Origin of the sequence: Paraburkholderia madseniana, from assembly GCF_009690905.1 — a bacterium.
Taxonomy (GTDB): domain Bacteria; phylum Pseudomonadota; class Gammaproteobacteria; order Burkholderiales; family Burkholderiaceae; genus Paraburkholderia; species Paraburkholderia madseniana.
Genome location: NZ_VOSW01000003.1, coordinates 17,141 through 39,654 on the forward strand (window position 1 = coordinate 17,141; position 22,514 = coordinate 39,654).

General features: G+C 60.7%; 15 protein-coding genes, 1 tRNA gene and 3 pseudogenes. 9 read left to right on the top strand and 10 right to left on the bottom strand.

Translation table 11 applies throughout. The annotated features are described in order from the left end of the window. Positions 1 to 45 precede the first annotated feature (45 nt). Positions 46 to 1,110, bottom strand: a complete 1,065-nt coding sequence (selD, locus tag FSO04_RS02500) for a selenide, water dikinase SelD (protein WP_154558293.1) — start codon at positions 1,108 to 1,110, stop codon at positions 46 to 48. 255 nt (positions 1,111 to 1,365) lie between these two features. Between selD and fdnG the strand changes: the two genes are divergently transcribed. From fdnG to FSO04_RS02535, 7 genes are all read left to right on the top strand, one after another. Next, complete coding sequence (gene fdnG / locus FSO04_RS02505; protein WP_154558194.1) at positions 1,366 to 4,434, top strand: formate dehydrogenase-N subunit alpha; 3,069 nt, start codon at positions 1,366 to 1,368, stop codon at positions 4,432 to 4,434. Between the two features lie 9 nt (positions 4,435 to 4,443). After that, the gene (gene fdxH / locus FSO04_RS02510; RefSeq protein ID WP_097394619.1) at positions 4,444 to 5,376 is read left to right on the top strand and encodes a formate dehydrogenase subunit beta; all 933 of its coding nucleotides are present in this window, start codon (positions 4,444 to 4,446) and stop codon (positions 5,374 to 5,376) included. Further along, complete coding sequence (locus tag FSO04_RS02515) at positions 5,363 to 6,028, top strand: formate dehydrogenase subunit gamma (RefSeq protein ID WP_154558195.1); 666 nt, start codon at positions 5,363 to 5,365, stop codon at positions 6,026 to 6,028. Before fdxH ends, FSO04_RS02515 begins: the two co-directional genes overlap by 14 nt. 109 nt (positions 6,029 to 6,137) lie before the next feature. Next, positions 6,138 to 7,136, top strand: coding sequence for a formate dehydrogenase accessory protein FdhE (fdhE, locus tag FSO04_RS02520; RefSeq protein WP_154558196.1), 999 nt, complete (start codon positions 6,138 to 6,140; stop codon positions 7,134 to 7,136). Positions 7,137 to 7,152: 16 nt separating this feature from the next. Continuing rightward, entirely contained in the window at positions 7,153 to 8,583 is a 1,431-nt protein-coding gene (selA, locus tag FSO04_RS02525) for an L-seryl-tRNA(Sec) selenium transferase (protein WP_174825272.1), read from the top strand. Next, a complete protein-coding gene (selB, locus tag FSO04_RS02530; RefSeq protein ID WP_154558198.1) occupies positions 8,580 to 10,496 on the top strand; it encodes a selenocysteine-specific translation elongation factor in 1,917 nt (638 codons plus the stop codon). The genes selA and selB overlap by 4 nt, the downstream gene beginning before the upstream one ends. A 57-nt stretch (positions 10,497 to 10,553) precedes the next feature. Next, a tRNA-Sec gene (locus FSO04_RS02535) sits at positions 10,554 to 10,649 on the top strand. An 81-nt stretch (positions 10,650 to 10,730) separates the two neighbouring features. On the opposite strand, the gene FSO04_RS02540 is transcribed toward FSO04_RS02535, so the two are convergent. From FSO04_RS02540 to FSO04_RS02560, 5 genes are all read right to left on the bottom strand, one after another. Continuing rightward, positions 10,731 to 11,441, bottom strand: coding sequence for an ABC transporter ATP-binding protein (locus FSO04_RS02540; RefSeq protein ID WP_154558199.1), 711 nt, complete (start codon positions 11,439 to 11,441; stop codon positions 10,731 to 10,733). A gap of 82 nt (positions 11,442 to 11,523) precedes the next feature. Next, a complete protein-coding gene (locus FSO04_RS02545) occupies positions 11,524 to 12,273 on the bottom strand; it encodes an ABC transporter ATP-binding protein (protein WP_154558200.1) in 750 nt (249 codons plus the stop codon). Further along, complete coding sequence (locus FSO04_RS02550) at positions 12,270 to 13,229, bottom strand: branched-chain amino acid ABC transporter permease (RefSeq protein ID WP_168435542.1); 960 nt, start codon at positions 13,227 to 13,229, stop codon at positions 12,270 to 12,272. Before FSO04_RS02550 ends, FSO04_RS02545 begins: the two co-directional genes overlap by 4 nt. Continuing rightward, positions 13,226 to 14,095 carry a branched-chain amino acid ABC transporter permease gene (locus tag FSO04_RS02555; protein WP_154558201.1) on the bottom strand — a complete coding sequence of 290 codons (870 nt, stop codon included), beginning with the start codon at positions 14,093 to 14,095 and terminating at the stop codon, positions 13,226 to 13,228. The genes FSO04_RS02550 and FSO04_RS02555 overlap by 4 nt, the downstream gene beginning before the upstream one ends. A gap of 131 nt (positions 14,096 to 14,226) precedes the next feature. Continuing rightward, positions 14,227 to 15,489: an ABC transporter substrate-binding protein gene (locus FSO04_RS02560; RefSeq protein ID WP_154558202.1), complete on the bottom strand. Its 1,263-nt coding sequence runs from the start codon at positions 15,487 to 15,489 to the stop codon at positions 14,227 to 14,229. 237 nt (positions 15,490 to 15,726) lie between these two features. On the opposite strand from FSO04_RS02560, the gene FSO04_RS02565 reads away from it, so the two are divergent. Continuing rightward, a complete protein-coding gene (locus FSO04_RS02565) occupies positions 15,727 to 16,404 on the top strand; it encodes a methyltransferase family protein (RefSeq protein ID WP_154558203.1) in 678 nt (225 codons plus the stop codon). Between the two features lie 179 nt (positions 16,405 to 16,583). Here FSO04_RS02565 and FSO04_RS02570 read toward each other — a convergent pair. Continuing rightward, positions 16,584 to 16,973 (bottom strand): annotated as a pseudogene (locus FSO04_RS02570) (MFS transporter); the annotation flags it as partial. Between FSO04_RS02570 and FSO04_RS48675 the strand changes: the two are divergent. Beyond that, a pseudogene (locus tag FSO04_RS48675) lies at positions 16,952 to 17,086 on the top strand (glutathione S-transferase C-terminal domain-containing protein); the annotation flags it as partial. The pseudogenes FSO04_RS02570 and FSO04_RS48675 sit on opposite strands and share 22 nt — an antisense overlap. A 107-nt stretch (positions 17,087 to 17,193) precedes the next feature. Here FSO04_RS48675 and FSO04_RS02580 read toward each other — a convergent pair. The 3 genes and pseudogenes from FSO04_RS02580 to poxB all read right to left on the bottom strand — a co-directional run bounded on the left by FSO04_RS02580 (position 17,194) and on the right by poxB (position 21,535). Next, complete coding sequence (locus tag FSO04_RS02580; protein WP_154558205.1) at positions 17,194 to 18,363, bottom strand: FAD binding domain-containing protein; 1,170 nt, start codon at positions 18,361 to 18,363, stop codon at positions 17,194 to 17,196. A 127-nt stretch (positions 18,364 to 18,490) separates the two neighbouring features. Next, positions 18,491 to 19,769, bottom strand: a pseudogene (locus FSO04_RS48680) (MFS transporter). A gap of 44 nt (positions 19,770 to 19,813) precedes the next feature. After that, positions 19,814 to 21,535 (bottom strand): ubiquinone-dependent pyruvate dehydrogenase, encoded by a 1,722-nt coding sequence (poxB, locus tag FSO04_RS02595; RefSeq protein ID WP_154558208.1) that lies wholly within the window; start codon positions 21,533 to 21,535, stop codon positions 19,814 to 19,816. Positions 21,536 to 22,514: the final 979 nt, after the last annotated feature.

Here is a 22,514-nt window from a genome sequence, read left to right on the forward strand (position 1 = left end):
TCTGCCAGGCCCGTGCCTCGCTTTGTCCGTCGGTCCGTCCGCGCCTCAGATCACCTCGACTCGCTGTTCTCCGCTGACCATTTCCCCGATTACGCACGCCTCGTCGAAACCGTCGGCGCGGAACAGGGCGAGCACTTCGTCGACGGATTCTGGCGCGCACGACACCAGCAGGCCGCCCGAGGTTTGCGGATCGGTGAGCAGGGTGCGAGCCGTCGACGGCAATGAGGAAGGCAAAACAATGTCCTGACCGTAAGCGTCCCAGTTGCGCCCCGAAGCGCCGGTAAAAATGCCGGCCTGGGCGAAGCTGACCACGTTCGGCAGCCACGGCAGATCCGCATAGCGCACGCGGGCGGTCAGATTCGACCCGCGGGCTAATTCCAGCGTATGGCCCAGCAAGCCGAAACCGGTGATGTCCGTGAGGGCATGCACGCCGTCGAGCGTGGACAGCGCCGCGCCCGGCCGGTTGAGCTTGGTCGTGGCCGCGATCATCGCGGCATAGCCGTTTGAATCGAGCCGGTCCTTTTTCAACGCCGCCGACAACACACCCACGCCCAGCGGCTTGCCGAGGATCAGCACGTCGCCTGCCCGCGCGCCGGCGTTGCGTTTGACACGCCGCGGATCGACCACACCGATCGCTACCAGGCCGTAAATAGGTTCCACCGAATCGATCGAGTGCCCGCCGGCGAGGGGAATGCCGGCTTCGGCGCAGACGGACTCGCCACCCTTCAGCACCGCCGCGATCACGTCGTGCGGCAGCACATTGATCGGCATGCCGACGATCGCCAGCGCCATGATCGGCTTGCCGCCCATGGCGTAGACGTCGGACAGCGCATTGGTTGCGGCGATGCGGCCGAAGTCGAACGGGTCGTCGACGATCGGCATGAAGAAATCGGTGGTGGCGACGATCGCCTGCTCGTCGTTGAGCCGGTAGACGGCGGCGTCGTCGGCGGTATCGTTGCCGACCAGCAGGTCGGGAAAGAACGGTAGCGGCGCGCTACGCTTGAGCAGATCGGCAAGCAGGCCGGGGGCGATCTTGCAGCCGCAGCCTCCGCCGTGCGACAGGCTGGTCAGGCGGGGCGAAGGGTTTGCGGTGGGGAGGGTGTCGGTCATGTGTGGAGCGGATTTCAGGCTTCGAATAACCACATTATGGCGGTTGTTCGCGCGCGGCGCAGGACAGCGGGCGCCCACGGTCTTGGTCGTTGCGGACGCAATCAACTGCTGCAAGAGGAATAGTGCCCGGTTTCATTGAAACCGGCTGCGGCGCTTCATATTTAATGACGTTGATGACGTGCCAGTCTGGCTGCAGGACTTCATATCGGCCTCTATAATCGTTATTAGTATCCCGAAAAGAGCCGAGGCCATTACATGACCCACATGTCCCGGCGACAGTTTCTGAAGGTCTCCGCCACCACGCTCGCCGGATCAAGTTTGGCCCTCATGGGCTTCTCTCCGGCACCCGCGCTAGCCGAGGTTCGTCAGTACAAACTGTCGCGCACAACTGAAACCCGCAACACCTGCCCGTACTGCTCGGTGGGCTGCGGCATCCTGATGTATGGACTTGGCGACAACGCCAAGAATGCAAAGTCCAGCATCATCCACATTGAAGGCGATCCCGATCATCCGGTGAACCGCGGCACGTTGTGCCCGAAGGGCGCGAGCCTGATCGATTTCATTCACAGTCCGAGCCGTCTGAAGTATCCGGAGTACCGCGCGGCTGGATCGAATGAATGGAAGCGGATTTCCTGGGAAGACGCGCTCGATCGCATCGCCAGGCTGATGAAGGAAGACCGCGATGCCAACTTCGTCGAGACGACGGAAGACGGCAAGAAGGTCAACCGCTGGCTGACCACCGGCATGCTCGCGGCATCGGCCGGTAGCAATGAAGTGGGGTATTTGACGCACAAGACTGTCCGCAGTCTTGGCATGCTCGCATTCGATAATCAGGCACGTGTTTGACACGGCCCGACGGTGGCAGGTCTTGCCCCGACGTTTGGCCGTGGAGCGATGACGAACCATTGGGTCGACATCAAGAACGCGGATGTGATTCTCGTGATGGGCGGCAATGCAGCCGAGGCGCACCCGTGCGGTTTCAAGTGGGTCACGGAAGCGAAGGCGCATCGCAAGGCAAGGTTGATCGTGGTCGATCCGCGCTTTACGCGTACGGCCTCGGTCGCGGACTACTACGCGCAGATTCGGACCGGCTCGGACATCGTGTTCCTGGGCGGGGTGATCAACTATTTGCTCACCAACGACAAGATTCAGCACGAGTACGTCAAGAATTACACGGATATGCCGTTCATCGTGCGCGAGGATTTCTCGTTCACGGACGGCCTGTATTCCGGCTACGATGCGGATAAACGCAGCTACGACAAGAGCACGTGGGACTACGAGCGCGGCGACGATGGTTACGCCAAAATCGATCCGACGCTGCAGCACCCGCGCTGCGTCTATCAGTTGATGAAGCAGCACTACTCGCGCTATACGCCCGAGCAGGTCGAGCGGACCTGCGGCACGCCGAAGGACAAATTCCTCAAGGTGTGCGAGATGCTGGCATCGACGGCCGTCCCCGGGCGCGCCGGCACGATCCTGTACGCGCTCGGCTGGACGCATCATTCGATCGGCGCGCAGATCATCCGCACCGGCGCGATGGTGCAATTGCTGCTGGGCAACATCGGCATTGCGGGCGGCGGCATGAACGCACTGCGTGGTCACTCGAACATTCAGGGTTTGACCGACCTGGGTTTGATGTCGAACCTGTTGCCGGGCTACATGACGCTGCCGATGGAAGCCGAGCAGGACTTCGACGCCTTCATCACGAAGCGCGCGAGCCAGCCGTTGCGGCCGAACCAGTTGAGCTACTGGCGCAACTACCGCGCGTTTCATGTCAGCTTCATGAAGTCGTGGTGGGGCGATAACGCGACCGCCGAGAACAACTTCGGCTACGACTATCTGCCGAAGCTTGATAAGTCATACGACATGCTGCAGGTCTTCGAGCTGATGAATCAAGGCAAGATGACCGGCTACATCGCGCAGGGCTTCAACCCGCTTGCCGCGGCGCCGAACAAGGCGAAGATCGGCGCGAGTCTGGCCAAACTGAAGTGGCTCGTCATCATGGATCCGCTCGCCACAGAAACGTCGGAGTTCTGGAAGAACTTCGGCGAGTTCAACGACGTCGATCCGTCGAAGATTCAAACCGAAGTTTTCCGTCTGCCTACCACGTGTTTCGCCGAGGAACGCGGCTCGCTGGTCAGTTCCAGCCGCGTGCTGCAGTGGCACTGGCAGGGCGCCGACGGGCCGGGCGAGGCGAAGAGCGACCTCGAGATCATGTCGGGGCTGTGGCTGCGCATTCGTAAGGCTTATAAGGAGAACGGCGGCAAATATCCCGATCCGATTCTCAACATGAGCTGGCCTTACTCCGATCCGGAAAGCCCGACGCCTGAAGAAATCGCCATGGAGTTCAACGGCAAGGCGCTCGCCGACGTGACCGACGCTACCGACAAAACCAAGGTGCTCGCCAAGAAGGGCGAGCAGTTGGCGGGCTTCGCGCAGCTTCGCGACGACGGCAGCACCGCGAGCGGTTGCTGGATCTTCTGCGGTTCGTGGACTCAGGCGGGCAACCAGATGGGCCGCCGCGACAATTCGGACCCGACCGGCATCGGCAATACGTTGAACTGGGCATGGGCGTGGCCTGCGAACCGGCGGATTCTGTACAACCGTGCTTCGTGCGACGTCAGCGGCAAACCGTTCGACTCCACGCGCAAGCTGATCGCGTGGAACGGCAAGACGTGGAGCGGTGCGGACATTCCCGACTTCAAGGTGGACGAGCCGCCTGAAAACGGCATGAATCCGTTCATCATGAATGCGGAGGGCGTGGCGCGCTTCTTCTCGCGCGACGGTCTGGTGGAAGGTCCATTCCCCGAGCACTACGAACCGTTCGAAACACCGCTCGGCTACAACCCGCTGCATCCGGATAACAAGGCGGTCGTCAGCAGTCCGGCGGCGCGCGTGTTCCCGGACGATCGGGCCGCTTTCGGCACGCATGAGAACTTCCCGCATACGGCCACCACGTATCGTCTGACCGAGCATTTCCACTACTGGACCAAGCACGCGCGTCTGAACGCGATTGTGCAGCCGCAACAGTTTGTGGAGATCGGCGAGGATCTGGCGAAGGAGGTGGGCGTGGTCGCGGGGGATCGCGTGAAGGTGTCGTCCAATCGCGGGCACATCATCGCGGTGGCGCTCGTCACCAAGCGGATTAAACCGCTGATGATCGAAGGGAAAAAGGTCCAGACAGTCGGGTTGCCGTTGCATTGGGGCTTCAAGGGGCTCGCGAAGCCGGGTTATCTCGTCAATACGCTGACGCCTTCCGTGGGCGACGGGAATTCGCAAACACCGGAATTCAAGTCGTTCCTCGTCAAGGTCGAAAAGGCATAAGGAAAAGAGATGGCACTGCAATCACTGGATATCAAACGCCTCTCGGCCACGACCTTGCCCGAACCGCAAGTGCGTGAGCCGGTGACGGGCACGGTCGCCAAGCTCATCGACGTATCGAAGTGCATTGGCTGCAAGGCGTGTCAGACGGCCTGCATGGAGTGGAACGATCTGCGCGACGAGATCGGCACGACAACCGGCATCTATGACAACCCGCGCGATCTGTCTGAGCATTCGTGGACCGTCATGCGGTTCTCGGAGTACGAGAACACCGAAGGCGATCTCGAGTGGCTGATCCGCAAGGACGGCTGCATGCACTGCGAGGATCCAGGCTGTCTGAAGGCCTGCCCTTCGCCGGGCGCGATCGTGCAGTACACGAACGGTATCGTGGATTTTCACGAGGAAAACTGCATCGGCTGCGGCTATTGCATCACCGGTTGCCCGTTCAACGTGCCGCGCATTTCGAAGAAGGACAACCGTGCGTACAAGTGCACGCTGTGTTCGGATCGCGTGGCTGTCGGTCAGGAGCCGGCGTGCGTGAAGACCTGCCCGACCGGCGCGATCATGTTCGGCACCAAGGAGGACATGAAGCAGCAGGCGGCGGATCGGATTGTCGATCTGAAGGAGCGCGGTTTCCAGAACGCCGGTTTGTACGATCCCGCCGGCGTGGGCGGCACGCATGTGATGTATGTGCTGCACCACGCCGACAAAGCCAACCTGTATCACGGTTTGCCGCAGAATCCGAAGATCAGCGCGATGGTTTACCTATGGAAAGGTCTGGCGAAACCGCTGGCGCTGGCAGGGATCGCGTTTGCTGCAGTGGCAGGGTTCTTCCACTACACCCGTGTCGGTCCGAACGAGGTGACGGAGGCGGAAGAAGCCGAAGCACAGCACGAAGCTGATGAAGCACGCCGTTCGCGGGAGGCATCCGATGAAGCACGCTGACAATCACGAGCAAGTTGTGCTGAAAGACGTGAAGGGCAACAGCCTGATCCAGCGCTACACGCCGAATGAACGGACGAATCACTGGATCACCGCCATCACGTTCGTTCTGCTGGCGCTGTCCGGCCTCGCCATGTTCCATCCGGCGATGTCGTGGCTGTACGCGATCTTCGGCGGCGGCCAATGGACGCGGATTCTGCATCCGTTTGTCGGTTGCGTGATGTTCCTGTCGTTCCTGATTCTTGCGTTGCGCTTCTGGCATCACAATTATCTGGACAAAGCCGACATCCAGTGGATGAAGCAGATAGATGACGTGCTCAACAATCGTGAGGAAAAGCTCCCCGCGATCGGAAAGTACAATGCCGGTCAAAAGCTGCTATTTTTCACCATGGTGGTCTGCCTGCTGCTATTGCTGGCGAGCGGCATTGTGATCTGGCGGCGCTATTTCTCGTTCTATTTCCCGATCGAGATCATCCGCCTCGCGGCGCTGGTTCATGCTGCGGCTGCGTTCGTGTTGATCGTCGGTATCGTCGTGCATATTTACGCGGCGCTGTGGATCAAGGGCTCGATCGGCGCGATGACGCGCGGGACCGTGACCTATGGCTGGGCGAGAAAGCATCATCCGAACTGGTTCAAGGAAATCATCGGCAAGTAGGATCGGCAACAAGCGTGGCGCAATTTGCCACGCACCCCGAGCCGCCGCCCCTGTTCGACGAACTGCGGCGGCTCTTCAGTTTTCAGCGCAGTTTTCAGAGGTCGATACTTTGGTTCAACGCATTCTTGAGGCCGGCGATATCGAATCGCTCGATCACACGGCGATTCCCCGCATCCGTACGCCGGAACGGCTGGCGGTCTTTTCGGCGCGCGCCGCGCGGCTGCGTCAATTGGCGGCGCTCAGCAATCCGATCGCCGGCTATTTGCGTCTGATGGCCGTGCTGGCGGACGCGCAGCAAGCCGTGATCACCGGCTTCAAGGCGAAGCCGCCCAGCGCCGAGTTGATCGCGAGTGCGCAGCAGCATTCCATGCCGCTGATTCCGGCGCTTTCCGGCGTGCGCGATCCGGCGTGGCACGACGTTTTTCTTCAATTGCTCGACAAGGTGCAAGCTGCCGGTTCACTCACACCGCCGCTCGAAGCGCTCCTCGCCAGACTGCGAATACTCGATAAAGTCACTCTCGACACCCAGGCCGACGCGATTTTCGCGCAGCGCTTCGAGGAAGTCGATCCGGCGAGCGCGCCGTTCATCATGGCCGCGCTGCAAGTCGTATGGACCGACCTCGCTGCGGACATCGACAAGCGCGAGGTGCCGTACATCGAGACGTTAGGCCTGTGTCCGGTGTGCGGATCGCATCCGGTGGCGAGCATGGTGCGCGTGGGCGGTGCGTATGACAATTACCGTTACCTGCAATGCGGCCTGTGTGCGACGGAGTGGCACATGGTCCGCGCGAAATGCTCTAACTGCGATTCGACCAAAGGCATTGCCTATCACGCAGTCGGCTCGCAGGACGCCGATGAGGCCACGCGAGAAGCCGATTCGAAGAATGCATCCTTGAAGGCGGAGTCGTGCGACGAATGCCATACTTACCGGAAGATCGGCATTCAGTCGAAGGACTACGATTTCGAACCGTTCGCGGATGATCTCGCCAGTCTCACGCTGGACCTGCTGATGGGAGCGGAAGGTTATCGGCGCGCGTCGCCGCATCCGTGGCTCTGGCCGGAACAGGCCGATCCTGCGGCTGATGATTCTTCCGGCGAATCCGACTGAGAAAGAGGATTGCTTCGTGAGCGATGTAACCGGCTCTGAATTGCGGGCGCTGATGGCGCGCGTGCCGTCGGTGGAAAAGGTGATGGCGTCTGCCGAGTTTGCGGCGTTGCTGACGGAGTTCGGCCGTACGCAGGTGTTGGGTGCTCTGCGTGACGCACTCGACGCCTGGCGCGTCAGCGCGCAATCCGGCGATGCGTCGGTGAGCGCGCTCGATATCGCGCAACTGCGGGCCTCCGTCGAAGCCACGCTGCGCCGGCGCAACGCGGCCCGCTTGCGCAGCGTCTTCAATCTGACCGGCACCGTGCTGCATACCAATCTCGGCCGCGCATTGCTGCCCGACGAAGCGGTGCAAGCCGTCATGAAAGCGCTCACGCAACCGGCCAACCTCGAGTTCGATCTCGGCACCGGCAAGCGCGGTGATCGCGACGATCTGATCGACGAACTCATCTGCGAACTGACAGGAGCCGAAGCGGCGACCGTGGTCAACAACAATGCCGCAGCGGTGTTGCTCTCGTTGTCCGCGCTGGCGTCGAAGAAAGAAGTGATCGTGTCGCGTGGCGAGCTGGTTGAAATCGGCGGCGCGTTTCGCATTCCCGACATCATGAGCCGCGCGGGCGCCAGGCTGCGCGAAGTCGGTACCACCAACCGCACGCATCTGAAGGACTACGACGAAGCCATCGGTCCGCAAACCGCGTTGCTGATGAAAGTCCACACGAGCAATTACGCGATCTGCGGATTCACCAAAGAGGTCGCCATCGACGCCATCGCGCCGCTCGCCCACGCACGCGGTCTTGCCGTTGCGGTGGACCTCGGCAGCGGCACGCTGGTCGATCTGACGCAATGGGGCTTGCCGCGTGAGACGACCGTACGCGAAACCATCGAAGCCGGCGCCGATCTTGTCACGTTCAGCGGCGACAAACTGCTTGGCGGCCCGCAGGCGGGGTTGATCGTCGGCCGGCGTGATCTGATCGCAAAGATCAAGAAGCATCCCCTCAAACGCGCGCTGCGGGTCGGCAAACTGACGCTCGCGGCATTGGAGCCTGTGCTGCAGATGTATCGTGCGCCGGAAAAACTCGCTGAGCGGCTGACTACGCTGCGTTTGCTCACGCGACCGAGCGACGACATCCGGCTTACCGCGGAGCGGGTGCAGCCTGTGTTGCAGCGTGTGGCCGGAGAGCGCTACGTCGTAGTGGCCGAGCCCATGTTCAGTCAGATCGGCAGCGGTGCATTGCCTGTCGATGTGCTGCCGAGCTACGGCCTCGTGATCAGGACCGCCGACGGCAAGCGCGGCGGCCGTCAATTGCTCGCGCTCGAGAAGCGTTTGCGCGAGATGGCGCGGCCGGTCATCGGCCGGATCGCGGACGATGCATTGCGTCTCGATCTGCGCTGTCTCGAAGCCGCCGATGAAGCGCAGTTGATCGAGCAACTGAAGGACATGCAGGCATGATCGTAGGTACGGCCGGGCATATCGACCACGGCAAGACGAGTCTGGTGAGAGCGCTGTCGGGCGTCGATACGGATCGTCTCAAGGAAGAAAAGGCGCGCGGCATTTCGATCGAACTGGGCTATGCGTACGTGCCGCTCGACAACGGCGACGTGCTCGGCCTGATCGATGTGCCGGGCCACGAAAAGCTCGTCCATACGATGACCGCGGGCGCGAGTGGGATTGATTTCGCGTTGCTCGTGATCGCCGCCGATGATGGCGTCATGCCGCAAACGCGCGAACATCTGGCGATTGTGGAACTGCTCGGCATCAAGCGCGGCGCGATAGCGCTGACCAAGATAGATCGCGTTGATGCTGAGCGGCTGCAGGCAGTGCGTGACGAGGTGACAGCGTTTCTGAGCGGCAGCGTGCTGCAGGACGCTCCCGTGTTCGATACCTGCGCGACGCGTGAAGATGACCTTGGCGTGGCCGCGTTGAAAGCACATTTGCACGCGGCGGCAGTAGCGTGGCGCATGGGGCGCGACGACGGTCTGTTCCGTCTCGCGGTCGACCGGGTCTTCACGCTCGCGGGCCAAGGCACGATCGTGACGGGGACCGTGGTGTCGGGACGCGTGACGGTGGGTGACACGGTGCTGCTCGCGCCGAAAAATCAGCCGGTGCGTGTACGTAGCATTCATGCGCAGAATCGTCCGGCCGAGACTGGAAGGGCAGGGGAGCGCTGTGCGTTGAATCTGGCGGGCATCGAGAAGAGCGCAATCGATCGCGGCGACTGGATTGTTGATCCACGTTTGTCGGAAGCCTCGGAACGCATCGACGTTATGCTTACGCTGCTCACCGATGCATCGTTGACGCTGGAGCATTGGACGCCGCTGCATGTGCATCTGGGCACGCAGCATCAGGTGGCGCATGTCGCGTTGCTCGATGGCGAGACGCTCGGCGCAGGTCAGCGGGCGCACGTGCAGCTCGTGTTCGAACGGCCGGTGTGCGCCCTTCCTGGCGATCGCTTTGTCGTGCGCAATGCTCAGGCTGATCGCACGGTTGGGGGCGGTCATGTGCTCGATCCGTTTGCGCCTTCGCGTAAGCGTCGCTCGGCAGAGCGGCTGGCGTGGCTCGATGCGATTCAGGTCATGCTCGACACCGGCGCGCTGGATTCGCTTCTGACAAGGGCGCCGCATGGATTGTCTCGTTCGTTGCTGGAACGACTGACGGGTATGCAGGCGGCCGTGCTCGCGTTGCCATCTGACACGCGCGTTGTGGAACTCCCCGGCGGTAATGACGCGTTGTTGATCGCCTATGCTTCGTGGCGTGCCTTGTATGCGCGGCTGATTGCGGCACTAAAGCAGTACCACGAACGCTCGCCGGATGAACTCGGCCCGGATGTATCGCGCTTACGGCGGATCGCAGCGCCGCTCGTCGACGATGCATTGTGGCGCGCCCTAGTCGACGATGCGGCGGCGCGCGGCGAGATCGTCAGACGCGGGCCGTGGTTGCATCTGCCTGACCACGCGGTGACACTTGACGACGCCGATCGCGCGCTCGCTGCAGCACTGCTGCCGGCGCTGAAAGACGGGCGTTTCGATCCGCCCTGGGTGCGCGATCTGGCAAACGCACACGGTGTATCCGAAGACCGCGTGCGGCAGTTGCTGCGCAAACTCGCGCGACAGGGCGAGCTCTTTCAGGTCGTGCGCGACCTCTTTTATCATCATGAGGTGATTCGCGAACTGGCTTTGATTGCGGGTTCCGAAGCGCAAAAGAATGCGGGTACGGTAGCGGCCGCACCGTTTCGCGATGTCACCGGTCTTGGGAGAAAACGTGCGATCCAGCTTTTGGAATTCTTCGACCGGGTTGGATATACTCGCTTCCACCGTGGCCTGCATCTGATGCGCACGGATAGTCGTTGGCTCGATCTGATTTGATTCAGTGTTTGAGTTGCAGGGCGTGGTTCAGGTAGTTCAAGTAGTTCAATCACCGTAGGAAGGCATTCGCATCCGGTGGTGCGGCTGGACTTCAAATCCAGTTGAGGGCGTCAGACGCTCTCAGGTCGGTTCGACTCCGGCTGCCTTCCGCCAGGACGCTCCCGGAGCTTTTCGGGGCATCTCTTAAGCTTCCACAATCCGCCGATTTAACGATGCTTTGTGCGTATAGGGCGTTTACTGCTCCACGCTGGCACCGGTTAGCGCTCGTACCCGGCTTTCATCGGCGGCGAGCGCGCTCGCGTCTCCCGAATAGACGATGCTGCCATCGTCCAGTACGTAAGCATAATCGGCGATCTCGAGACTCATGCGTGCGTTCTGCTCCACCAGCAGTACCGAAATCCCCTCATCGCGCATCTGCGACACGACTCGAAACACCTCCCGAACGATCAGCGGGGCCAAGCCTTGCGATGGTTCATCGAGAACGAGCAGCCGGGGATTGAGCAGGAGTGCGCGGGCAATCGATAGCATCTCCTGTTCGCCGCCGGATAGTAGCCTTCCGCGGCTGAACTTGCGCTCGGCGAGGCGTGGAAACAGCTCGTAGATCCGCGCGATCGTCCATGGTCCGCCGCGCTCCAGCGGGACCTTCAGATTTTCCTCAACACTGAGATTAGCGAAGATTCTTCGCCCCTCGGGCACGTAGCCGACGCCGCTCGCGGCGATCTGGAAGGTCGGCCAGCGCGTGGTATCCGCCCCGAAGATCGTCACGCGCCCCTGGCGCGCGGGCGTCAAACCCACGAGGGTACGCAGGGTCGTGGTCTTGCCGGCTCCATTGCGACCGAGCAATGCCGTGATCCGGCCTTCCGCAACCTCCAGACTCACGCCATTCAGGATATGGCTCTTGCCATAGTAGGTATGCAGCCCTGCGGCGGTGAGGGCGGCGTTCATTTGAGCCCCCACGTTCGGCACTTCGTGTCCTCGTTGCCCCCCGAGGGAGTGCGAGCTTGCTTGGAGCGGTTCGGCGCGGCGCTCATGCTGTGTTACCCAGATAGGCGGCCTGTACGGCCTCGCTGGAAGCGATCTCATCTGGCGAGCCTTCGGCGAGGAGGCTTCCCTGGTCGAGCACCGTGATGCGATCGGCCAGATGAAAGACCACGCGCATGTCATGCTCGATCAGCACGATGGTGAAGTTGCCCTCGCTGTGCAGACGGCGCACGAGCTGCGTAATCTCGTGAGTCTCCTGATCGCCCATGCCGGCGGTGGGCTCGTCGAGCAGCAGCAGGTGCGGCCGCAACGCCAGCGCCATCGCGATCTCGGCAACCCGCTGGTCGCCGTGCGGCAGCTCTCCGACCAGCCGGTGCGATTTGCCGGCAAGACCCGTGAGCTCGAGCGCCTCCTCGACGTGACGACGAACTCGCGCCCGCTCGGTGCTGCTGATCCACGGGCGCAGGCGAAAACCCTCCGTCACCTCCGCACTGATGCGCACGTTCTCGAATACCGTCAGCTCGGGAAAAATCTCGGTGATCTGGAACGTGCGGGCGATGCCGGCCGCCACGCGCCGATACGCAGGAAGCGCTGTGATGTCGACTCCGTCGAACACGATCGTACCCATGCTCGGCGGGAAAAAGCCGCTGATGAGATTGAAGAAGGTGGTCTTGCCGGCGCCGTTCGGCCCAATCACAGCGCGCAGCTCGCCCTTCTCGACGGCGAGCGATACGTCGCGCACCGCGGCGAGGCTGCCGAAGCGCTTGCTGACGCGCTTGACTTCGAGCACGCTCATGAGTCGCTCCTGCGCTGAATGAAGCCGAGCAGCCCGCGCGGGAAAAACAACACGATCGCGACGAACAGCATGCCGACGAACGACATCCAGTTGACCGTGATGCTCGAAAGATAGTCCTGCAGCACGACAAATACCGCGGCGCCGAGCAGCGGCCCCCACAAGCTGCGCATGCCGCCCATGACCGCCATCATCACGAAATCGCCCGACTGGCTGTAATGCAGCCCGCGCGGATCGGCGAAGTTGTTCAGGAGAGCGTAGAGCGCACCGGCGAACCCCATAAAGAAGCAAGACAGCGTAAAGGCGATCCAGATATGCCGATCGACGGGAATGCCGAGAAAGCGAGCACGCCGCTCATTTTCGCGGATCGCGATCATGGTGCGCCCGAACGGGGAGCGCAGGATGAAACCCATCACGCCGATTGCCAGCGCAAGGCAAAACAGCACGAAGTAGTAGAACGCGTTGGCGTTCGACAGGATGTCGATCCGGGCGAAGCCGAGATCGAGCGGCTGGCGCGAAAAGCCGCGCAAGCCGTCGTCGCCGCCGGTGACGGAACTCCATTGGAAGGCGATGTAGTAGAAGACCTGCCCGAACGCGATGGTGACCATCGCGAAGTAGACGCCGCGTCGCCGTGCGATGAGCGCGCCCAGCAGTGTGCCGGCAATGCCGCCGAGCAGCGTGCCGCACAGCAGCGCGAGTGGTGTGCTCGGCGCGAGAAACTTCAGCGCGAGTCCTGCGCCGTAAGCGCCGAGCCCGAAATACGCCGCGTGTCCAAAGGACAGCACGCCGGTGAAGCCGAGCAGGAAGTTGACTGACATGGCCGCCAGTCCGAGCACGAGCACGCGGGTGCCGAGCGCGGTGTAGCCGCCGAGCAGCGGCATCCAGTAGGGCGCCAGCAAGAGCACAGCCCAGAGTGCTGCGATGACGACGAGCCGGGGAGGGTGGAGGTAGTCGCTCACGTCATCATGCCTTCTTCGCCGAGCAGGCCGCGCGGCCGGATCAGCAAAACCACAGCCATCAGCACGTACATGATGGCCTCGCTTGCCGCAGGGAGGAACACCGCGGTGATGCCCGAGGCCACGCCGATCAGCAAGCCGCCGAGCAGTGTACCGGTGAGGCTGCCAACCCCGCCGACGATGATGGCGATGAAGCTCGGCATCAGGAGGCCGGTTCCCATTGTCGGCTCCAGCCCGAGTTGGCCCGCGGCCAGCACGCCGCTCAGACCGGCGAGATAGATGCCGACGGCGAAATTGAGCGCGCGCAGCCTGCCCACGTTGATGCCGAGCGCCGCGACGGTCTCGAGGTCGAGCGTGCCGGCGCGGATGCGTATGCCGAGCCGGCTGTAGCGTAACAGCATGAAGAGCAGTGCAACCGCGATGGTTACAGTGCCGACCATGAACAGGCGGTAGCCGGTAATAAAGAAGAGTTCGTTGCTCAAGGGCTGAGCCAGCGCGGGCGGAATGCTCACGGGCTTGCCCTGCGCACCCCAAATGAAGCGGGTGCCGTCCTCGATCATGAAGGCAAGGCCGAACGTCAGCAGCAGGCTGTAGAGCGGATCGCGCCCATAGACTCGCCGGATCAGCACGCGCTCGACTGCGAGACCGATGACGGCCGTGCATAGCGGCGCGATCAACAATGCGCCCCAGAACCCGACATATGGCGTGATCGTATAGGCAATGTAACCGCCGATCACGAGAAAGCCGCCATGGGCGAAGTTGATCACGTTGCTCAAGTTGAGAATGAGCGACAGGCCAAGCGCCATCAGCACGTAAAACGCACCGATGATCAGCCCGTTGGTGATGTTGAAAAGGAGTAGTTGAGTCATCGGCCGCTCATGTCCAGACGCAACCCGTGCATGAGCCGCGTCGGGCAGCCTGGGTCGCTGTGTTGCCACGCATGCGTGTCAGGTTCATGGCGACGGCTGCCGGCACTACCGCGCGGACATTGTCTTCGGGATCAGGCCGGCCACTGCAGATTGCAGCCGGTCGCAGCCTCGGGCGGCGCAGTCTTGTCGCCGGCGACCACGCGTTCGACACGGAACAGATCCTCCGGGTCGCCCGCCGGCTGAGACAGAGCTTCGCCGACAAACGCCGAGGTCATCAGCTGGTGGTCTCCCTTTCGGTAATAGCATTTGTTGGGCTGCAGCTTAACGTCGTCCGCGAGTTCAAACCCGCCGAGCGCCTCGGCGAGTTTCTTCGCATCGAGGCTCTTTTCCTTGTTGGCGACCGCGGCGAGCGTATGAACCGACGTGTAGCCGAACCAGTGGCGTGCAGTGGGGACTTTGCCGCCGTTCATCTTGCGGATGTCGGCGACGAACTTCTCGACGCCCGGGACACCCGGCTGCTTCCAGTACCACTCGAACATCCAGAATCCGACGCGCGCCTCCGGCGGCATCGCCTCGAGCGATTCAAGCTCCTGCTGAAGCCCGGCAACGTGGATCTGCTTGCCGATGCCGAACTGCGCGATCTGCTTCAGGCAGTTGACCATGTCGGAACCTTGCGGCAGCACCAGCAGAACATCGGGGTTGGCGGCGCGCGCCTTGATCAGGTACGCAGAGAAATCGGTCGTGCCGAGCGGCGTGAGCTCGTTGCCGGTCATCGTGCCGCCGAGCTTTTGCAAATCCGCCAGCGCGGCCTTCTGCAGCGTATGGCCGAAGGCGTAGTCCGGCGTAATGAAATGCCACTTCTTGCCGTATTTGGTGAAGAGGAGGTCGGCGACCGCGTTGGCCTCCATGCTTGTCGTATTGCAAACGCGAAATACGTTCCACTTGCAGTCGCTGCCGGTGATCGTGTCGGTGTGGCCGCCCGAGACGATGTGCAACACCTTCTTCTCGTTGGAGACCTGGGCGATTGCCTGAGCGATGCCGGAATTCACGTCCCCGATCAGAAACGTGACCTGATCACGTTCGATTAGCTTGCGCGCCTTCTGCACGCCGGTACCGACGTCGTTCGCCGAGTCTTCCACGAGCAGCTCGATGGGGCGCCCGAGAATGCCGCCGTTGGCATTGATCTGTTGCACGGCGAGCCTCGCACCCATCACTTCATTCTGTGCAACTGCAGCATAAACACCGGTCAATGGATCGACCATGCCGATGCGCAGCGGTGTCTCGCCGCGTGCCTTGATGATGAAGGGCGAGGCGAGCTGCAACGCCGCTGCAGCAGCGGCCCCCTTGAGCACCGTGCGGCGACTAACGGCGCGGATATGACCCGGAGTTTTCATAGGGGTTCTCCCTGATTTATTCACGTCGAACCGGTCAAACGCCTGAATCCTGAACCGACGCGTGAGCATCATCGGTCAGCACAATCTTGATCCTGTTAGATGGGATCTACAAGATATCGTTTTGCCTCCCTCTGGCTTCCAGTTTGGGACACGTACGAACGCTAAAATCACTGAGGACGAAAAGTTGAAGATTGTCGACGCTATGGTGATGATTCTCGAGTACGGGAAAATTGTGCTATGAAAAATCTTAACGTAAGGACATGGCTCGCACTTGCCGTCCTCGCCGTTGTAATGGGCCTTCTACTGTTCGTCCCCGCGGGGACCGTTCACTATTGGGAGGCATGGGTGTACTTATTGATCTTCACAGGCGCATCGATCCTCATTACGCTCTATCTCACGCGAAAGGATCCGGCGCTTCTTGCGCGTCGGATGAGCGGCGGTCCGACGGCGGAGAAGCAACCCGCTCAGAAGTTCATCATGCTGTGTACGTCAATCGCCTTCATAGCCCTTCTTGTCGTGCCCGCGTTTGACCATCGCTTTGGTTGGTCCACCATGCCACTCGAAGGTGTGATGGCGGGGGACGTGCTCGTAGCGATTGGTTTTTTTCTGATTTTCCTCGTGTATCGAGAAAACACGTTCACTTCAGCAATCATCGAGGTCGCTGAGAATCAGACGGTTATTTCGACCGGGCCCTATGCAGTCGTTCGCCACCCGATGTACGCGAGTGCATCCCTGTACCTTCTCGGCACACCGCTAGCGCTAGCCTCGTATTGGGGGTTTGTGTCAATCGCCGCGATGATGCCATTTCTAATATGGCGGCTTATTGACGAGGAACGCTTCCTTGCCAGGAATCTGTCCGACTATACCGCATACCAGAAACGAGTCCGGCATCGTCTTGTACCATTCGTGTGGTAGTCGAGTCGGGTGCCCTGAGGCGTGCAGTTAAGCACTAGGTCTTTGCCTCTATCAACAAGGCATGGGGGCAGCTCAGGTAGTTGCGCCAGAAGTCTTCATCGCCCACGCTGGCCCCGGTTTCAGACAAGCTGGGATGAATCCACCGAATCGTGTTGAAACCTGCCTCGCGCAAAGCGCGCTCATGCACCAGGCGCGACCACGCCGCCCGCGAACGGTCCAAGCCCCAGTCCTACAATGTTCATGATCGAGCCAACCAGCGCGGCGCGTTTGACTTCCCATGCCGGTTCAAGCGCGACCCGTCCCGCGGTTGCGGCACTTGAAGCAATGCCGGCGGCTATGCCGATAGCGAAGCGGCCGATCGCGAGAACAGCGAGAGAGTGGGCAACGGCCGAAGTGAGGAGACCGGCCAGTAATAACACCACGGCGATTCTCAGCGCATGGACGAACCCGACGTGGTCGCTCAGATGTCCCAGCAGAAGAAGGGCGATCAACGCACCGCCCATGTAGCTTGAGTAGACGATGGTGACGCCACCCGACGTGATGCCCAATGCGTGTTCGTACAGTGGATAAAGAGGGTTGGCAAGTGGGGCGCCTTTTCGAGGTGCTCGACCGGCGGCTTGGCGCTAATCGCTTCGTCGTGGGCGACACGTACACAATTGCCGATATGGCTATATTTCCGTGGGTTACTTTCTCGAAAAGGAAGATGCAAGGAAGGGCTGTCCGCCCTCCCAAATCTGCGTCGGTGGGAAGAGGAGGTCCGGCGGTGCCCAGCAACCATTCAAACCTGTCTCATTGCGGCTCATCTGTCCACGGAGAGGAGGCATTGACTATACCGGCGCCTCCCAACCCGAAGGACGCGGCTAGTTTCGGCCCTTTCGTGAGTAGGCGGCCGACTGCGTCACGTCGGGCTGCGGCCCATAGTGCGAGTACTTCCTTCACGTGCAATTCGGTGTCAGTCGATAAGGCTTCGGCCAGTGCAACGGCGTCATCTGCTGCTTTCGACGTGCCAGAAGCGGTGTGGGGGCGGACTGTGCAGGCGGCATCCCCAATCAACGCGATTCGTCCGACAGAGAAGCTAGGGCTTAATGCATCGCGTATCGATTGGAAGAAAGGTGCCCGCGTCTCGCGGACAAGTTGCTGGAATATAGCGGGGAGATGTCGGGATGCCAGTTCGCACAGCTCCTCGAATGATTCGGCAGACAGATGGCCGGGACTAATAGAGGCATGATGCTGGTGTCCGTGATCATCCGTTAGATGTCGGTGCATCGCCGCAACATCGGGTTCATTTCGATACCAGAGCCAGTTGAAACGCCGTCTACCTGGCTTCAGTGATCCGTCGAGGCCGGGAATCAGGAATGCCATGAACATATGTCCGGGATCTCGGAACATGGTGAAGTTATTCGTGAGCGCCTCGACTTCCAGCGGTGAAAAGGCTGATTCATCAACAATGCCTCGCCAGGCGACGTATCCTGCGAAGTTTGACTCGTAGTTTGGGAAAAGCTGCGCCCGCGTGCGAGAGCCGATTCCGTCTGCTGCGACGAGAATATCGGCGCGTACGCTTTCTCCATGGTCGAAATTAATCTCAATCGTTTCGTCATACTCAGTAAATCCTGCGACTTCTCGTCCGTACGAAATCCTGTCTTTCGACAGCATGGCGCAGAGCGACCGATATACGGTGTCCCAGGAGGAGAACGGAAGTTTCTCAGGCTCCTCGGTTAGGACATTCCCATTTATGTCGATACGCCGTCGCATGATCGTTGGCACGCTGATCATTTGCTGAGTGTAGTGGCCATGCTGTTCAAGGAACTTCATCATGTGACGCAGCACAGCAACACCACCGCCTCTCCCGCGCAGCGGGACGTCGGAACGTTCGTACACGTGCACGTCGTGTCCGATGCAACTGAGCGTGAGCGCGCTCGAAAGACCCGCAATTGATCCACCAGCGATGACGATTTTCATAGGTTAAAGGATCTGAAATATGGGGGGCCCCGCCCACGGAACACCGCAGAGACGGTTGCTGTCTGCGCTAGATGGCACACATGCCAGCGCCGCGGACTCCACTATTTGACAAAGCCAGGCGCTGCAATCAGGCGTTGCCTGCACTAGCGCTGGCCTGTTTGAAGGCGTGGCCCGTCTCAGGGAGCATCAGCGACACAAGCAGTGCCAGAGCAATGGTCCCCACCCAGAACAACCCGGAGTCACGGAAATGCGCGACCACGTCGGTTCCCGTCAAACCGAGTGACTTGCCGATGCTGAAGGCAAACACCGATCCAAGCACCGCCGTCACGAGGAACGTGATGAAATTGATGCCACCGGTGGCGCTCCCCTTGACGTGATCGGGATTGACCTCCTTGATGATCGTGTAAGGGATCATCGCGGCCCCCGACGCAATGCCCAGAACCAGCAGGGTGAGCCAGGCGGGTACAAGTGCCGACGCGAACGAAAGCTGGATGCCACACACAAGCATCAGGGCCGCGCCACCGATCAATGCGGGCTTGCGACGCTTCATTGCATCCGCAATCCAGCCGAGAAGCGGGCAGCCGATCACCCAGCCCAAGGGCACCATCGAGGCCGCAAACACTGCGCTTTGATAGCCGAACCCCCGGTCCTCCTGGAAGAGACGGACACCCCACACCATGTCACCAATGGTCGTCGGCGCAAACAACAACCCCGCCGCCAGACCGCACAAATACGATTGTGGGTTGGAGAACACGACTTTGTAGGGGGGCGAGCACGCCGCTGATGCCGCTCGTTTCGGGAGCATGTCCTTGCTCTCGAGGAGCAAGCACCACAAGTGCCGCGCCGGTTGCGATCACGAGAGCACCCAACAGGACCCAGAATCCGCTAACCGATAACACACTATGGATCATCGGACCCACGGTCAGTTGGCCGAGCGAGCCACCCAGCATTCCGACGCATTGCGTCACACCGATTGCGGTTGCCAGCCGCTGCGCCGAAAAACCGTGTGCGGCCAGGTAGACCGCCCCAGTAAATGCAAACGCTGAGCCTGCGCCCTGACACAGTCTACCGACCGTCCCCGCGAGCTCATTGGGTACCGCAAACAACAAACACCCCAGCCCCAGAGCGATCATGCCAGCGGGTACGACATGTTTCGCGCCAAAGCGGTCGAGCAACACGCCCGCGACCAGGCTGGCACTGGAGTACGTGTAGTAGTAAACGCCGAGAATGGAACTCAAACCAAGCGCGCTGACGCCAAATGCGTGCGAGAGCTCCGGGATCATGACCGCTGGTGCGGAGCGTCCGGCGTACTCCAGGAAATAAAAAATCGTGGCGCAGGCCCAGGCAACCGCGAAGGCCCGGGACGTTCTTTTTGCGGCATCGACTGACGATAGCGAAATGGACATAGCAATTCCTTCAATTCAGGAGGCCGGCGGGGTGGCGATAGGGATCAGCGATCGAATGCTGTTCGTGCGAGTTCCACGATTTCACTGGCCTGAGCATTCAACACAGCCTTCATCATCCAGACGCTGAATCCCTTGGCCTGGTCCACCGTGATCTTCGGTGGCATGACCAGTTCAAGCGGATCAGTGACGACGTCGATCAGAGCGGGGCCGTCGTGTGCAAACGCCTCCTTGATCGCATCGCCAAGCAGGGCCGGGTCCTCAACGCGAACGCCATGGATGCCCATCGCCTGCGCAACTTTGGCGAAGTCCGGATTGTCCAGATGCGTGCCGACCGGCAGGAAACCTCCGGCCTTCATTTCAATATCGACAAATCCGAGCAGACCATTATTGAAAACGACGATCTTGATGGGCAGTTTCGACTGGCGCAGCGTCAGCAGGTCGCCCATGAGCATCGTGAAACCACCGTCGCCCGACATCGATATCACCTGGCGATCAGGGAATGCGGTCTGCGCGCCAATCGCTTGAGGCATTGCATTAGCCATCGAACCGTGAAGGAACGAACCAAGCAGCCTGCGCTTGCCGTTGACGCGGAGATAGCGCGCCGCCCAGACCGTAGGCTCGCCGACGTCGCAGGTCACAATCGCGTCCTCGGCGGCCGTGTCGCTGATGATCTTCGCGACCAGTTGAGGATGGATGCGACGATGCCTGGAGGTGCCGAGTGCAAGCGCATCAAGACCCGCACGCGCCTCCTTGTAGTGATCGAGCGCAACCTGCAGGTGCGAGTCATCCGTTTTCTCGTCTAGCTGCTCGAGCAACCGGGTTACGGTGTCCTTGACCTCTCCGATCACGCCGAGTTCAAGACGGCAGCGCTTGCCGAGATTCTCGCCCCGGATGTCCACCTGAGCGATCCGTGCGTGCTCCGGATAGAATTGCCGATAAGGGAAGTCGGTGCCGAGCATCAGCAGCGTGTCGCATGCGCCCATGGCATGGTAGCCAGATGAGAAACCGATCAGACCGGTCATCCCGACGTCATAGGGGTTATCCCATTCAACGTGTTCCTTGCCTCGAAGCGCATGGACAACGGGTGCCTTAAGCCTGGCGGCCAGCGCGACGACCTCGTCGTGCGCGCCGGCGCAGCCCGCTCCGCAGAATAGCGTCACATTGTTGCTGTCGTTGAGCAGATCGGCCAGTGCCTTGATGTCGCCATCTTGAGCCACACACTTCGGCGTGCGAGGAATCAGATTCGCTGAGGGTTGTTGTGCGCCCGCTTCGCGCAGTGCAATGTCCCCGGAAATGACGATGACCGCGACACCCCGCTTTGTCACCGCCTCACGGATCGCTGTTTCGACAATACGCGGCACGTGCGCAGCATCCGTGACCAGTTCGACATAGTGGCTGCATTCCTTGAACAGGATTTGCGGGTGGGTCTCCTGAAAATACCCCGAGCCTGTCTCCGTGCTCGGGATGTGCGCGGCGATCGCGACGACCGGCACCCGGTTGCGATGGCAGTCGAACAGCCCGTTGATCAGGTGTAGATTGCCGGGTCCGCAACTACCCGCGCAAACCGCCAGTTCGTCTGTGAGTTGGGCATCCGCACCAGCGGCGAATGCCGCCACCTCTTCGTGGCGCACTGCCATCCACTCGATTTTCTCGCGCGTGCGTAGCGATTCGGTGATGCCGTTAAGAGAATCACCGACCAGTCCATAAATTCTTCTGACGCCTGCTGCCTCGAGTGTCTCGACTAGTCGTTCAGCTACAGTAACCATGATTGAACTCCTTTTGCGGTTTCAGTTGAACGCGGGTTGCGTCCAGATTTTCTGCATTTAGGTGTATTTCATTGAATATAGCGAATGGCAGATGTCGGGTGAATCGTGCAGGTGTACAGGAGATATGAATGGTAGTTTGACTGCACCATACTTAGGTATGGTGCGGCTTGATCGAACTCGAAAGTGCGTTCATGCGTTCGAGCGCAACGTTAAGGTTACGTTAAGGCTGATTCGTTCAGAATCGGTGCAACGTTTCGGCGTCAAAATTCGATATTGGAGGATTTCCATGCGTAGGTTTTATCAGATTGCTACTGTCTTTACTTTGATCGTTACCTCAGTCGGTACCGCGTCGGCAGCGGCGCCGCAGCCCGGTTACGTAACGACCGTTCAACTGCACGACGGCAGGCGCGTGACATGCTCCGTCAATGAACCGGCATCAATACCATCGCTTTCAAACGACCAGCAAGCGTTGACCGCCAGAGAACGAAACGAGGCAGAAATCGTTGCTACGGCTGCCCTCCGGAGAATCCCCAAAAATCGGGGCGAGGCTGACATGACGGTCGTGCAATGCTCATAAGGAGAGCGCACGGAGCGTGCCGAGGTCGTCACCGATGACCTGACCAGGCAAGGGCACGCTGATCCGTGCGATAGTGATGCGGCAATGGCGTTGCGTTCGGCAGAAGAACCCCACGCATTAACATGCGGAACATGAGTTCTGAGTCAATCGACCGCCGCATCATGATGCCATCAGAGGACCTGGCCGAATGGAGTGCCGGCGTGACCGGCCGTCCGGGGTTTCATTGCTTCAGCGCTGCCACATAAGCGGAAACAGACGCAATCTCGTCGTCGCTCAACAGCGGAACGATCAGACTCATCAACTTCCCCTTGCCTCCACGCGTTCCGCTCTTCCATGCATGGAGTTGTGTTTCGACATACTCTTCATGCTGGCCCGTGATGCGGGGAAATCAGGCTCGATACC